This window comes from Streptomyces sp. NPDC055140 (assembly GCF_053607285.1).
This window is the reverse complement of the sequence record NZ_JBSGTG010000009.1, coordinates 141,702-154,703: the sequence shown is the minus strand read 5'-3', so window position 1 is coordinate 154,703 and position 13,002 is coordinate 141,702. Positions and strand designations below refer to the sequence as shown.

The 13,002-nt window shown below is 69.8% G+C and carries 15 protein-coding genes; 6 read left to right on the top strand and 9 right to left on the bottom strand.

All coding sequences use genetic code 11. From position 1 onward, the window contains the following. Positions 1–19: 19 nt before the first annotated feature. Positions 20–964 (bottom strand): aldo/keto reductase, encoded by a 945-nt coding sequence (locus ACWFR4_RS19405; protein WP_453653530.1) that lies wholly within the window; start codon positions 962–964, stop codon positions 20–22. An 84-nt stretch (positions 965–1,048) separates the two neighbouring features. Between ACWFR4_RS19405 and ACWFR4_RS19400 the strand changes: the two genes are divergently transcribed. Beyond that, the gene (locus ACWFR4_RS19400; protein WP_453469806.1) at positions 1,049–1,690 is read left to right on the top strand and encodes a TetR/AcrR family transcriptional regulator; all 642 of its coding nucleotides are present in this window, start codon (positions 1,049–1,051) and stop codon (positions 1,688–1,690) included. A gap of 1 nt (position 1,691) precedes the next feature. On the opposite strand, the gene ACWFR4_RS19395 is transcribed toward ACWFR4_RS19400, so the two are convergent. The 5 genes from ACWFR4_RS19395 to ACWFR4_RS19375 all read right to left on the bottom strand — a co-directional run bounded on the left by ACWFR4_RS19395 (position 1,692) and on the right by ACWFR4_RS19375 (position 4,887). Then, the gene (locus ACWFR4_RS19395; RefSeq protein ID WP_453653528.1) at positions 1,692–2,321 is read right to left on the bottom strand and encodes a TetR/AcrR family transcriptional regulator; all 630 of its coding nucleotides are present in this window, start codon (positions 2,319–2,321) and stop codon (positions 1,692–1,694) included. 142 nt (positions 2,322–2,463) lie between these two features. Continuing rightward, positions 2,464–2,700, bottom strand: coding sequence for a chaplin (locus tag ACWFR4_RS19390; RefSeq protein WP_453653526.1), 237 nt, complete (start codon positions 2,698–2,700; stop codon positions 2,464–2,466). A gap of 112 nt (positions 2,701–2,812) precedes the next feature. Next, a complete protein-coding gene (locus ACWFR4_RS19385; protein ID WP_453653525.1) occupies positions 2,813–2,983 on the bottom strand; it encodes a hypothetical protein in 171 nt (56 codons plus the stop codon). Between the two features lie 679 nt (positions 2,984–3,662). Beyond that, a complete protein-coding gene (locus ACWFR4_RS19380; RefSeq protein ID WP_453653523.1) occupies positions 3,663–3,947 on the bottom strand; it encodes a hypothetical protein in 285 nt (94 codons plus the stop codon). Positions 3,948–4,101: 154 nt separating this feature from the next. After that, on the bottom strand, positions 4,102–4,887 hold the full coding sequence (locus tag ACWFR4_RS19375; protein ID WP_453469142.1) for an SDR family NAD(P)-dependent oxidoreductase: 786 nt from the start codon (positions 4,885–4,887) through the stop codon (positions 4,102–4,104). A 215-nt stretch (positions 4,888–5,102) separates the two neighbouring features. On the opposite strand from ACWFR4_RS19375, the gene ACWFR4_RS19370 reads away from it, so the two are divergent. Further along, the gene (locus ACWFR4_RS19370; protein WP_453469143.1) at positions 5,103–5,603 is read left to right on the top strand and encodes a Ser-Thr-rich GPI-anchored membrane family protein; all 501 of its coding nucleotides are present in this window, start codon (positions 5,103–5,105) and stop codon (positions 5,601–5,603) included. Here ACWFR4_RS19370 and ACWFR4_RS19365 read toward each other — a convergent pair. Beyond that, a complete protein-coding gene (locus tag ACWFR4_RS19365; RefSeq protein WP_453469144.1) occupies positions 5,573–5,983 on the bottom strand; it encodes a Fur family transcriptional regulator in 411 nt (136 codons plus the stop codon). The genes ACWFR4_RS19370 and ACWFR4_RS19365 overlap by 31 nt on opposite strands. A 485-nt stretch (positions 5,984–6,468) precedes the next feature. On the opposite strand from ACWFR4_RS19365, the gene katG reads away from it, so the two are divergent. Beyond that, a complete protein-coding gene (gene katG, locus ACWFR4_RS19360; protein ID WP_453653521.1) occupies positions 6,469–8,700 on the top strand; it encodes a catalase/peroxidase HPI in 2,232 nt (743 codons plus the stop codon). A gap of 109 nt (positions 8,701–8,809) precedes the next feature. Here the strand turns inward: katG and ACWFR4_RS19355 are convergent, their stop codons facing one another. Continuing rightward, positions 8,810–9,367, bottom strand: coding sequence for an HPP family protein (locus ACWFR4_RS19355; protein WP_453653519.1), 558 nt, complete (start codon positions 9,365–9,367; stop codon positions 8,810–8,812). A 331-nt stretch (positions 9,368–9,698) separates the two neighbouring features. On the opposite strand from ACWFR4_RS19355, the gene ACWFR4_RS19350 reads away from it, so the two are divergent. The 3 genes from ACWFR4_RS19350 (at position 9,699) to ACWFR4_RS19340 (ending at position 11,562) form a co-directional block, all read left to right on the top strand. Then, positions 9,699–10,274: a hypothetical protein gene (locus ACWFR4_RS19350; RefSeq protein WP_453653517.1), complete on the top strand. Its 576-nt coding sequence runs from the start codon at positions 9,699–9,701 to the stop codon at positions 10,272–10,274. 122 nt (positions 10,275–10,396) lie between these two features. Then, positions 10,397–11,206 (top strand): hypothetical protein, encoded by an 810-nt coding sequence (locus ACWFR4_RS19345; protein ID WP_453653515.1) that lies wholly within the window; start codon positions 10,397–10,399, stop codon positions 11,204–11,206. Between the two features lie 179 nt (positions 11,207–11,385). After that, on the top strand, positions 11,386–11,562 hold the full coding sequence (locus ACWFR4_RS19340) for a hypothetical protein (protein WP_165914507.1): 177 nt from the start codon (positions 11,386–11,388) through the stop codon (positions 11,560–11,562). Between the two features lie 38 nt (positions 11,563–11,600). On the opposite strand, the gene ACWFR4_RS19335 is transcribed toward ACWFR4_RS19340, so the two are convergent. Beyond that, positions 11,601–12,890: a YhgE/Pip domain-containing protein gene (locus tag ACWFR4_RS19335; protein ID WP_453469687.1), complete on the bottom strand. Its 1,290-nt coding sequence runs from the start codon at positions 12,888–12,890 to the stop codon at positions 11,601–11,603. Positions 12,891–13,002 lie beyond the last annotated feature (112 nt).

The window sequence follows — 13,002 nt, the reverse complement described above, 5'->3', positions numbered from 1 at the left end:
CAGGCTCCGGCGCGGGCGATCAACCGATTCGTACGTCCGCCGAGCGCGACGGAACGGCGTCGAGCGAGGCGACCGTCGCCTCGTCGAGCGTGATCGCGCCCGCGGCGATGTTGGCCTCGAGATGGCCTGCGTCCGCGGTCCCTGGGATGAGCAGCGTGTTCGGGGAGTGCTGGAGCAGCCAGGCGAGGCCGACCTGCGACGGCGTGCTGCCGAGGGACTGCGCGGCAGCCAGGACCGCGGGCTCATCGGTCACCTTCGGAATGCCGGGGAATGCGCCGCCGAGCGGGAAGTACGGTACCCAGGCGATTCCCTCGGCGGCGCACATCTCCACCATGGCCTCGTCGTCGCGCGCCACGAGGCTGTAGGCGTTCTGCACGCACACGATGCCCGCCGGGATCGCCCGGCGCAGCCCTTCGGCCGTCACGCTGCTCAGTCCGATCGCGCCGATCATGCCCTCGTCGCGCATCGCGGTCATGGCCGCGAGCTGGTCGTCGATGTCGACCGCCTGGTCCCCCTCGGCCCGCAGCCCGGGTCCGGAGTCGAGCCGCCGCAGGTTCACCACAGGGACCTGGTCGACACCCAGGGATTTGAGGTTGTCCTCGACGCTCGCCCGGAGCTCCTCGGGCCGCTGCGCGGGACGCAGGGGGATGCGACCGCCCGGATCGGGGTCGGCGCCGACCTTGCTCACGACGAGTACGCCGTCCTCGGGGCGGAGCGCCTCGCGCAGAAGCCCGTTGACGAAGCTGTTGCCGTAGAAATGGGCGGTGTCGACGTGGTCGACACCGAGCTCGACCGCGCGGCGCAGGAGGGCAAGGGCTCCGCGGCGGTCCTCGCGCAGGCGCTCGAGCTGCATCGCACCGAAGCCGACGCGCGAGACCGTGCGGCCCGCGAGCTGTCCGGGGCCTCCGGGGCGTGCCGCGCCCGTGGCCGTGGTGTCGGAAGAGGATGTGCCGGTGGTCGTCATAGGAAGTCGCTCCTGTGGGACGATTGGCGTAAGCGGAGGAACCTCCGCTCTATCGACCGTACCACTACCGGAGGGACCTCCGCTTTGACTCCGCCGGAACCGACGCCCACCGGCGCACCCGCCGGCACGCCCTCACCCGCCGAACGCCCTCTGCGCGCGGATGCGCAGCGCAATCGCGAGAACCTCGTCGCTGTCGCGCGGGCCGCCTTCGCCGCCGCGGACGACACCGTCGCGCTGGAGGGCATCGCCCGCGAGGCAGGCGTCGGGATCGGCACGCTCTACCGCCACTTCCCCACCCGCGAGGCGCTCGTCGAGGCCGTCTACGCCGCCGAGCTCGACGCCGTCACCACGAGCGCTCCCGCACTGCTCGAGGAGTTCCCGCCCGATGTCGCGCTCCGCGCCTGGCTGGACAACTACGCGAAGTTCACGGCGACGAAGCGCGGGATGATCGACACGCTGCGCGCCGGCTGGACCTCGGGACGGATCACGACCCCGACCACACGCGAACGCATCACGGCGGCCATCGGGACGATCCTGACGGCGGGAGCCGAAGCGGGTTCGCTCCGCGGTGACGTCGACCCGGACGACGTCACCGCCATCGTCTTCGGTGCATTCCTGTCGACAGCCGCCAACAGCAACACGCCGGAGCAGACCGGCCGGCTGCTCGACCTCGTCGTCGACGCCGTGCGCCCTAAGTCCCACCCTCAGGGGCGACGGGGCCAGTGAGTCACTCCGCGTCGAAGCGGCCCAGCAGCTCCAACGTCATATCCAGCGCCGCCTCCAGATGGGCGATGCTGCCGGTGGCCATGAGGACGGTCACCCCTCCCTGCACCGCGGCGATCAGGGCGGCTGCCGTACGGTCGGCGTCCAGAGCGGGGTCCATCCGCCCGCCGCCCTGCATGCACCGCACCCCGTCCCTCAGCGCGGACTGCCACTGGGCGAGGAGTTGCCCGGTCAGCTGCTGCGAGGCGGGCGTTCTGCGGCCGAGCTCGGTCATGAGCACGCCCAAGGGGCAGTTGACGCCCTGCCGTTCGTAGCGCCGGACGACAGCGTCGCGCCAGTCGCGCCACGCCTGCCAGGTGTCAAGGCGGCCGAGGTCGTCCAAGTGGGGCTGCTGGTCCTCCAGGACCCGTTCCGCCTCCAGGGCGGCGACGGCGAGGAGCAGTTCGTCCTTGCCGCCGGGGAAGTAGTGGAAGATCTGGCTCTTGCTGGTCGCGGTGCGGGCGCGGATGTCGTCGAGCGTGGTCGTGGCGGCGCCCCGCTCCCTGATTTCTGCGGCCGCGCCCTCGACGATGCGCAGCCGGGTCGCGGCGCCTTTCACGGTCAGGCGCACCGTCGTCGTCCCATTGGTGATCATGGATTCCCTCGCCGCCACTGTGGACCTGCTGGTCCATTTTACGCGTCGGCGGCCAGGTCACCGCCCTACGAACAGCCCGGTACGGGACTGGGCCCGCCCAGAGTCTCCCGGGCGGGCCCAGCTGTGGTGCTCCGGCGCCAGATCAGTCGCTGACGCAGCCGCTGCCGAGAGCGGGGTTCAGCAGACCGATGACACTGATGGAGTCGCCGCAGGCGTTGATCGGAATGCTGATCGGTGCCTGGATGACGTTGCCGGAGAGGAAACCGGGCGAGGTGGCGGCGACGCCGTCCGCCTCGTTGTCGGCGCTGGCCACGCCGGCACCCGCGAGGACGGTGGCAGCACCCAGGGCGGCAGTGACGATAAGGGTCCGGATACGCATTCTTCTCCTCAAGTGAGATGACGGTACTTCCGGACCAATAACACCCCTATCACCCGTCGCGCGCGATTCATTGCACCCATCGGGGGCGTGGCGCCGGACCCCCGGGATGCCGTCAGCGGGTGGTGATCTCGTTGACGGAGAGGTTGCCCCAGGTGTGGTCGGCGGCCTTCACCACGAGGCGGATGCCTGCGGTGGCAACGGCGCTCGGGAGTCGTGGCGACTCGCGCTCGACGGTTCCCGTGTTGCCCGTCCACGCGATCTCTGCGTCGGCAGCCCGGGTCACCCACGTCGAGCCGTCCCAGGTATGGACGTCCGCCTTCGTGATGCCATAACCGTGACCGAAGTGGGTGGCCAGGGACGTCTCAAGGGAGCAGGGTGCCCCGTCGGGGGCGGACGTCCCACTACCTCCGCGTCGACCCCCTGGGCCGGAAACGAGCCGCGGTCACCCGGGGCGACACCGCCTCCTCGCCGGTGATCAGCGCCTGAAGGATGTCCAGCAGGGCCCCCACGCTCTCCACCGGGTTGAGTTCGACCGCCGAGATGGCCGGACGGCTGTTGCGTGCGTGCTCGGAGTCCGACCCGTCTGCATCGTCTCGGGCCGACGTCCCGCGGGCGCGAACACGGCCTCGCGGGTGGCCGCACTCAGAGTGCCCTTGCCGTTGAGGGCGTGTGACCGCGCCGGTGATGGTCGTGGCGCTGCGCCTCATCAGGGCTTCGCGGCCGGCGGCGAATGGGGCAAGCACATCCGCGCCGTCGCCGACGACATGGGCTACGAGGCCGACGCACTCGCCCGCGGCCTGCGCCGCTCCACCATGGGGGCCGGACTTCCCGCACTGGGCGTCGGAGGACGACGTCGCCTCCGCTCGCATGGTCCTTTCCCATCTGGAGGGAGCCGGCGCGCGCAGCATCGCCCTGGTGCGCGGCACCGACCCGAACGCATGGAACGTCGAGCACGAGCAGACCTACTTGAGCTGGCGCGCCGAGCGGGAAGTGCCGCCCCGGCTGTACACACTGGCCGAGCGCGCGGGCGTCGAGGGCGGTGTGGGGCTGGCTGCGCAGATCGCTGAGGACGGTGTGCCGGACGCGGTCTTCTGCCTCACCGGGCGGCACGTGGCCGGCGTGCAGCAGGGGCTCATGGCACGCGGTGTGAAGGTGTCCAGTCCCTTGGAGACCTTGGAGACCTGGTCGCTGTCGAGGTTCCGGCCGACGGCGCCGTTGCCCTTGCGGCCGAGTTCGATCGGCGCCACCGTCTACTGCTCCCCCGCGTGGCCGTTCCCCGCTTGGTCCCTCTCGACGTGTGCGTCCGACATGGCGCTCACTGAAACACAGCGAACTGCGCCTGCCCGGGCCGCGACACGACGCCGCCGTCGCCGTCGCCGTCGCACCAGCAGGGGCAGACCGTCAGCTCGGGAACATCCCCGCCGTCGCGTTGATCCACGTACCCGTGATCGAGGAGGCGGCGTCGGACGCGAGGAACGTCGCGAGCGCGGCGATGTCCGCGATGCGCGGCGAACGCTTCGTCATGCGCAGGCTGTCGAGATGCGCGAGCACCCCCTGCAACGCCGCCTCGTCCATGGCCGGTGCGCCGGCCCCGGCCAGCTTCTCCGGTGTCAGCGTGTCCGCGACGCCGGCGGTCCAGATGCCCAGGGCACGCACCCCGGACGGGCCCAGCTCCTGCGCGAGCTGGCGGATCAGCGCGTCCATCGCGCCGTCTGCGGCGCCGGTGCCGCCCAGCATCGGGGTGCCGTTCCTGGAGCCGCTGTCGAGGGAGAGGATCACTCCCCCGCCCTGGGCGACCATGCGCCGGGCGGCTGCTCGCGCGGTGATGAACTGGCAGGAGATGCCCTGTACGACCGGCCGCGTGTAGTCGTCGACGGACATCTCCGTGAGCGGGATGCCCTGCAGATCGCCTCGCGGCACGAGGTTGAAGGAGATGTCGATCCGGCCGGCCCGCTCGACCACCGCGCCCGCGTGCGCCTCCACGGCCGCTTCGTCCAGGGCGTCGACGACGTCGTACTCCGCACCCACCTCGGCCGAGACCTTCCGCAGGGTGTCCTCCGTGCGCCCCGCCAGGAACACCCGCGCGCCCGCGTCCGTGTACGCCCGTGCCACGCCCGCTCCCAGGGAGCCGGCTCCGCCGTAGATGACCGCGACCTTGTCCTTCAGCACGTCCGTGAGCGTGAGCATGGGGCGTCGTCCTCTCCTCGGCAGGACGCCGCGTGCGTCCGCTGCTTCATAGGACTCATCGTCCGCCGAAACTCATCGGCGCACCGGCGGATTGTGGATCGGAGCGGCACAGAGCGGCACCCCATGGGGTGAAGCTTGCGGGCCCGCCCGTTCGCCGCCGAGGACATGTGGGAGGGCTATGGCCGTACCTCCCGCCACCGGAACGAGGCCGTCACATGCTCCGCACCAGGTTCCTGTCCGTCACCGCCGCGTCCCTGCTCGCCTGGCTCGGTTCGGCGGCCCCAGCGGTCTCCGAACCGCCCGACGCCACGGTCACCGTCACGTCTCCGGCCGCCGACTCCGTGCACCCCGTGGACAGCAGTCTCTTCGTCGGCTGGCGCAACGACACCGGGCAGGAGGTCGACGTCTGGCTCGCGCACGGCGACGGTTCGGGCGGGACGCAGCGCCTGTTCAAACTGGCCTCGAAGGCGAGCAGCAAGCCGACGAGTGAACTGGTCGCGGCGGTGCCCTCGGTGCCGGACGGCACCGATTACACCGTCGAGGTCACGACCCGGGACACGGGTGTACGCGGCTACAGCGCCCCCTTCGAGGTGGGCCCTGTTCCGGCCACCGGACCGGCCGCCCTCATCGCCACCGGCTCCGGCTCCGCCTCCGAAGGGGCGCCCGGACCTTCACTCAGCTGGCTTCAGGCGCAGGACGGGCACAGCCCTCGGTAGGTCACCTCGACCTTGGACACCTCGAAGCCGAACCGCTCCTGCGCCGGGAGGCCGGAGAGCGGGTCGCCGGTCGGGTGGACGTCGCGGATGATGCCGCAGCTGGAGCACACCAAGTGCTGGTGCGGCCGGTGCGCGTTCGGGTCGTAGCGCTTCGCACGGCCGTCCGTGGAGACCTCCATGACCTCGCCCAGCGCGACCAGCTCGCCCAGCGCGTTGTACACGGTCGCTCTGGAGATCTCGGGCAGCCGTTGCACCGCGCGGGCGTGCACCTCGTCGGCCGTGAGATGCACGTGATCACCGTCGAGAACCTCCGCCACGACGCGCCGCTGAGACGTCATCCGCCAGCCACGCCCCCGCAGTCGCTCGAGCAGTCCACTCATATCGGTTCACCTTTTCAGGTTCGGTGGGACACCCGAGGTTGACCGGCGCACTCCCGGTCCCATCGGAAATGCGATTGGTGCACTTCTTGACTTGGATTCTGTCCATCGTAGGATCGGTTATGGCGATAGCCAAGGGACAGGAAGACTCCAGTGCGGCAGGAGACAGAAGTTGATCACCTCCGAGGGGCGCGCGATCGTGCGTCGGTCGTTGCTCTCCTCATGCCGCCTGAGGACCCCCGCGCGCCCGACGCGGCCGGATTCGTGCCGCTTCGCCTCACTCTGAGCCGTAGTGTCGACCCGTCCCGGAAGCACACGGCCTCGCGATCGACACGGTCCGCCCGATCGAGACGATCACCCCGATCACCCAGATCGCCGCGATCGTCCGGATCGACGAGGCTGAGCCCATCCACGGGGCCCGCGCCCCACCCGTTCCACCGCCGTTAGTTCCTGAGCAGTGTGATCCGCCCCGTCCGGAAGGATTCCCAATGTCTGAGAACCAAGATGCGATCGTCACAGACGCGAAAACGCAGGACGGAGGAGGCTGCCCGGTCGTGCACGGCAGCGCCCCCCACCCGACGCAGGGCAACGGCGCGAACAGCCAGTGGTGGCCGCAGCGGCTCAACCTGAAGATCCTTGCCAAGAACCCCGCCGTGGCCAACCCGCTCGGCGAGGAGTTCGACTACGCCGCGGCGTTCAAGACCCTCGACCTTGCCGAGGTCAAGCGGGACATCGGTGAGGTGCTGACCACCTCGAAGGATTGGTGGCCCGCCGACTTCGGCCACTACGGCCCGTTCATGATCCGCATGGCGTGGCACAGCGCCGGCACCTACCGGATCAGCGACGGCCGCGGTGGCGCCGACACCGGGCAGCAGCGCTTCGCCCCGCTCAACAGCTGGCCGGACAACGGGAACCTCGACAAGGCCCGCCGTCTGCTGTGGCCCGTCAAGAAGAAGTACGGCAAGAACCTGTCGTGGGCCGACCTCATGATCCTCACGGGCAACGTCGCCCTGGAGACGATGGGCTTCGACACCTTCGGCTTCGGCGGCGGACGCGTCGACGCCTGGGAGCCCGACGACGACGTCTACTGGGGTCCCGAGAGCACCTGGCTCGGCGACGAGCGCTACACGGGTGACCGTGAGCTGGAGAACCCGCTCGCCGCGGTCCAGATGGGCCTCATCTACGTCAACCCGGAGGGCCCCAACGGCAACCCGGACCCGCTCGCCGCGGCCCGCGACATCCGCGAGACGTTCCACCGGATGGCGATGAACGACGAGGAGACGGTCGCCCTGATCGCCGGCGGCCACACCTTCGGCAAGACCCATGGCGCCGGCCCCGCGGAGGAGGTCGGCGAGGCCCCCGAGGCCGCCCCGATCGAGGAGATGGGCCTCGGCTGGAAGAACGGCTTCGGCACCGGCAAGGGTGACGACGCGATCACCAGTGGTCTCGAGGGGATCTGGACGAACACCCCGACCACCTGGGACAACACCTTCTTCGACATCCTCTTCGGCTACGAGTGGGAGCTCTTCCAGAGCCCCGCCGGCGCGAACCAGTGGCGGCCGAAGGAGAGCGCGGGTGTGGGGTCCGTACCCGACGCCCACGACGCGGCGAAGAGCCACGCTCCCACGATGCTCACGACGGACCTCTCGCTCCGGTTCGACCCGACCTACGAGCCGATCTCGCGCCGCTTCCACGAGAACCCGGCCGAGTTCGCGGACGCCTTCGCCCGCGCGTGGTTCAAGCTGACCCACCGCGACATGGGCCCGATCGTGCGCTACCTCGGCCCGGAGGTCCCGAGCGAGGAGCTGCTGTGGCAGGACCCGCTCCCCGCGGTGACGCACCCGCTCGTCGACGCCTCCGACGTCGCCGCGCTCAAGGGCCAGATCCTGGCCTCGGGCCTGACGGTGTCTCAGCTCGTGTCCACGGCATGGGCGTCGGCCTCGTCCTTCCGTAACAGCGACAAGCGCGGTGGCGCGAACGGCGCGCGCATCCGCCTCCAGCCGCAGAGCGGCTGGGAGGTCAACCAGCCCGACGAGCTGGCGGTCGTGCTGCGCAAGCTGGAGGGGGTCAAGGAGACCTTCAACAGCGCCCAGTCCGGCGGCAAGCAGATCTCGCTCGCCGACGTGATCGTGCTCGCCGGTGCCGCCGGCGTCGAGAAGGCCGCGAAGGACGCGGGCTTCGACATCCAGGTGCCCTTCACTCCGGGGCGTGCGGACGCCACGCAGGAGCAGACGGACGTGGAGTCGTTCTCCGCGCTCGAGCCGTCCGCGGACGGGTTCCGCAACTACCTCGGCAAGGGCAACCGCCTTCCGGCCGAGTACCTGCTCGTCGACAAGGGGAACCTGCTCGACCTGAGCGCCCCCGAGCTGACGGTCCTCGTCGGCGGCCTGCGCGTCCTCGGCGCGAACTACGGGCAGTCGGCGCACGGCGTCCTCACCACGACCCCCGGGTCGCTGACCAACGACTTCTTCGTGAACCTGCTCGACCTGGACACGACGTGGAGCTCGACGGCCGGCGACGCGAACACCTTCGAGGGCCGCGACGCCTCGGGCAAGGTCATCTGGACGGGCACCCGTGCCGACCTCGTCTTCGGGTCGAACTCCGAGCTGCGCGCAGTCTCGGAGGTCTACGCGAGCGATGACGCGAAGGAGAAGTTCGTGAAGGACTTCGTCTCCGCGTGGGACAAGGTCATGAACCTGGACCGGTTCGACCTCTCCTGATCACGCATGAACACGAAGTCCAGGTCGGCCCGCACCGGGCCGACCTGGACTTCCGCGTTTCCGCATCAATTCTCCGGCCGGTGCGGCGCTGGGCACGCCGTCCCGGAGGTCACCACCAGTACGCCGGGTACTTCGGCGCGCCGCGCCGTACGCGAGAAGCCGCGAAGCCGGTCAGGGAGAGCAGCACGGTGGAGCCGAACAGCAGCGGCACGAAGCGGCCGGGCGCCGGCGTCTGGAGCACGACGATCACCGCGGTGGCGCAGGCCGCCGAGTGCGGGGTACGGGCGAGCATCGTCGCGGCGAGGGTGATGCCTCCCGCCAGTGCCGCCGTCCACGGGCTGCTGTTCGTCAGCGCGAGGACCGCGTAACCGGACCCTGCACCGAGCAGGTGGCCGATGACGATGCTCCGGGGCTGGGCCAGGGGCAGGGTGGGCGCGCTGTGCACGAGGGCGGCGCTCGCGGCCAGCGGCGGTATCAGGACCGGCTCATGGATCATCGCCCCGATCGCCACGAGTCCGAGCAGGACCGCGGTGACCGCGCTGATGCTGTGGAAGGCCGCCGCCGCGGTGGGACGGGCCGGCGCCCGTCCGACCCGGCGCGGCGGGCGGGGTGAATCGGGGGCAGGAGTGGGCTGCGGCTGCGGGCGCAGCAGGGAATCAGTACTCACGGTGACGGTTTCTGGGGCAGGCGGCTCTCGGCCGGCAGGACGACGGGAGAAGGAACGGTCGTAGCTGCGCGGAGCACACCTCTGTGATCAACAGTGGTTCTGACCTTGCGCCTGTCCTGGTGGGGCGGGCGCAGTCCAGGGGCCATTTTACCTGCCGTGCCGGAGGCGCCGGGCGTGGGGGCGGTCGATCACCTGGCAGCATCGGCCCGGAGCGCTCTCGCTCTCCCGCACACCACACCGCCTCATACCCGCGGCATCCTTACCCCGTCCTGAACAGGCCCTGACCGCAAGCTTGTTGAACGGGACCAGGGCGCACGGGACCATTCGACCCATGGACGAACCGGGCACTGCCTACGAGATCCGCTACGGGTGGACCGCCTCCGCCTGGCTGGCTCTGGCGTTCGCCCTGCTGATCGGCGTGGGATTCGTCCCCGGCGCCGAACCCCCGGGGAACGACCATGTCGAGCTGATCCTCGCGCCCTACGTGGCCCTGGTCATGCCGGCCGCCGCCCTCCGACGGACCGCTGTACGCATCGACCCCCACGGCATCACCCTGGGCGGCCTGCTGTTCTTCCGTAGACCGGAATTCCTCCCCTGGGCCGAGATCGCGTCGGTCAGCTTCTACGCCGACGTTCGGGGAGCGGGACGCTTCCGGTACCCCGAGCTCGAGGTGCGTCACCGCAGGGGGCCTGCCCCGCGATGGGGACCGGCCACGTCCCCGGCGCTGAGCGAGTTCGACGCGTATCTGTCGACGCACGTGGATCCCGACTTCGTCGAAGCCTTCAAAGGAACCAAGAAGTCCACCCGCTCCATGGCCCTGTGCAAGGTGGACACCGAACGCCTCAAACAGGCGATACGAGCCTTCGCTCCCCAGGTCCATATCTTCGGTGACGTCGACCAGCCATGACGATGGCGCGAATGATCTGGCTGAACGCACGTGTCAGGCACGGGAGTTGAGTGACCATGGAGTGCCTGCGGAGACGGCACCTGGCAGGCTCGGCAGCAATCGACGTACGGGGGCGGGGATTCATGGCCGAACGAGAAGGGCCGCAACCGCCGTACCAACCGGGATCGGCCGCGGCAGGCCTTGACTCCGGATGCTTCCCCTGGACGGTCCTCGCGGTTCTGATCGCCCTGGTCTCCGGGCTGTTCCTGTTCCTCGATCTCGGCGGTGAGCCCGGGAACGGCCGACCCGGGGGCAGCAAACAGCAGACCTACGTCGACGAGATCGACGAGGCACGGCAGCAGCTCTTCAAAGGCGAACTCGTCCGCACCAGCACGGAGACGCTGCATCTCGTGGCCGGCGGCGATCCGCTCCCTTTCCGGGCCCAGATCCTCGGTAGTTGGCGCTCGGACGGGCCCGGCGAGACACACTCCCCGACCAGTGCGGGCGCCCAGATCGGCGTGAAGCTGCACTGCTCGGGTGCCCAAGTGCGGTGCACGCCACTGTCGTCGGAACGTCAGAACGTCATCTCCAAGAAGGACACGGCGACATGGCTGTGGGATGTGAGCGCCGAGAAGGCGGGGACGGTCACCCTGTCCGTGACGGTGACCGCCTACTACCGCGACAGCGACACCGTGCTCCTTGAGCAACCGCCCGCGACCACCCACGTCAGGGTGGCAGCCCCGCCCGGCGACAGCTTCGCTTGGGGCAAGCAGGCGTGGCGGTGGATTTCCGGCGCGATCACAAGCCTGGGCGGGCTCGCCGTGTCCCTGACCGCCGTCATCACCCTGACGGTGATGCTGGCCCGCCGAACGCCGGCGGCGACCGGCCCCGAACCCGGCAACCCCGGACCCGGAGACGACGACACCGACGCGGGCACCAACTCACCTTCCTGAGCGACGCAAAGCGACCCGGAGCGCCGCGACACTACGTGAGGCCAAGGTCACAGTTTCGTGCGGAGTGGTCGACTCCGCACCCAACTTCCCAGGTCAGAGCCGCCCGCAGAGCAACTCCCCACCTCCGCCGCGCGGCGCAGGGACGCCGATTGTCACACCGACCCTCTAGGCTTCTTCACATGTCCACCACTCCGATCCCTGGTTCCGTGCGGTCCGCCGACGATCTGAACGAAGAGATTCGCTGCCTGATGCTGTGCAGCGGTGGCCGGTTGAGCGCGGAGCAGCGCCGGGAGTACGAAGTTCTCGTCATCGAGTGGTCCGCGGCGATACGTGGCGAGGTCGTGAAGGCCGCGTAAGCCCCGGGCCTACGCCTGCCGATCGCGCACCCGTGGCGTCACTCGGACGGCTGCGGGGTCAGGCGGTGCAGCCCCTTCCGGTCGTAGTACTGGGTCATCGCGAACCCGAAGACGACGGAGATGGCGGCGCCGATCGCGATCATGACCCAGCCGCGCAGGAGACCCGCATCGGCTTGCGCGTCGAAGAAGAGGATGGAGCGGACTCCGCCGCTGAGCTGTCTCATCGGTTCGAAAATGCCGAGGAAGCGGTAGAAGCCGGGGACCGCCTCCAGCGGAATGGTCGCTCCGGATGACGGCAGGCCGAGGACGATGAACACGAACATGGACACGAGCTGCCCGATCCCGCCGAAGGCCGCGTTGATGGCCTGGACGCCCAGGCCGACCGCCAGCGTGGCGCAGTAGGAGAAGACCCACAGCAGCGGCAGGTGGGAGGCGTCCATGCCGAGGATCCCGACGGTGGCCAGCATGATCAATGTGGTGGTGAGCAGTGTGATGCCGGCGGTCATGACCATCTTCAGCAGCAGCGTCTGGGTGCGGCTGATCGGCACGGTGGGGCGGCGGGCGTGCCAGGGGCCGATCTCACTGTCGGCGTAGCCGAGAGCGGTGTCGACGCCCATGCTCGTGAGGTTGGCGCCCAGGAACCCGGTCAGGACGAGCAGCAGGGTGTAGTAGAAGGCGCTCAGGCCAAGGCCGCTGTGGTCTCCGATGGGGTGCCCCACCTGCGTGGTGACGGCGATCGGATCGGCGAGCAACAGCCTTGCGGTGGGGGTGACTTGCCGGTCGGCGTTGGCTGCCGTCAACTTCTTGCCGATGGTCTGGGAGGTCTGTTCGGCCGCCGTCGTGCTGATCCTGGCCGCCAGGGAGGAGCCGAGGCTGCCCATGCCGGGGTTGGTCAGTACGGTCAGCGTCGGTCGTTGCGTGGCCTTGCTGGTGGTGAGCGCGGCAATGGTGTCGGTGAAGTCCGGGGGGATGACGAGGGCGCCGTAGACCTTGCCCGATTCCAGCGCGTCCTGGGCCTGACCGCGGGTGAGGGGATGCCAGTCGACCTTGCCGCCGGAGGTGTCGGCGAGGGCGGCCTGCGCGACCTGCGTCCCCAGGTTCTGGCTCTGCCCCGGCAGGGGGTTGCCGCGGTCAGAGTTGACGAGCGCGATGGGCAGGTTCCGCAAGTCGCGGTTCGGGTTCACGATGCCGCCCATGTAGAGCAGGGACAGCAGCAGTGCGAGCATCCCGGTCAGGATGGTGGGCACCAGCCACAGCTTCGGGCGACGCACGAGCGCGGAGGCGCGCGCCTCGGCTGCGGCGTGGCGGGGTGCGCTGTCGTCGTCCATGGTGCTCCTTGGTTCGCGGCGCCGGGCCGGGTGATCGCACCGAGGCCGACAGCCGGAAAGGCCCGGTTGAGGTGCAGTTGTCACCTTCTCTGCCGCGACGGCCGTCCGCGAC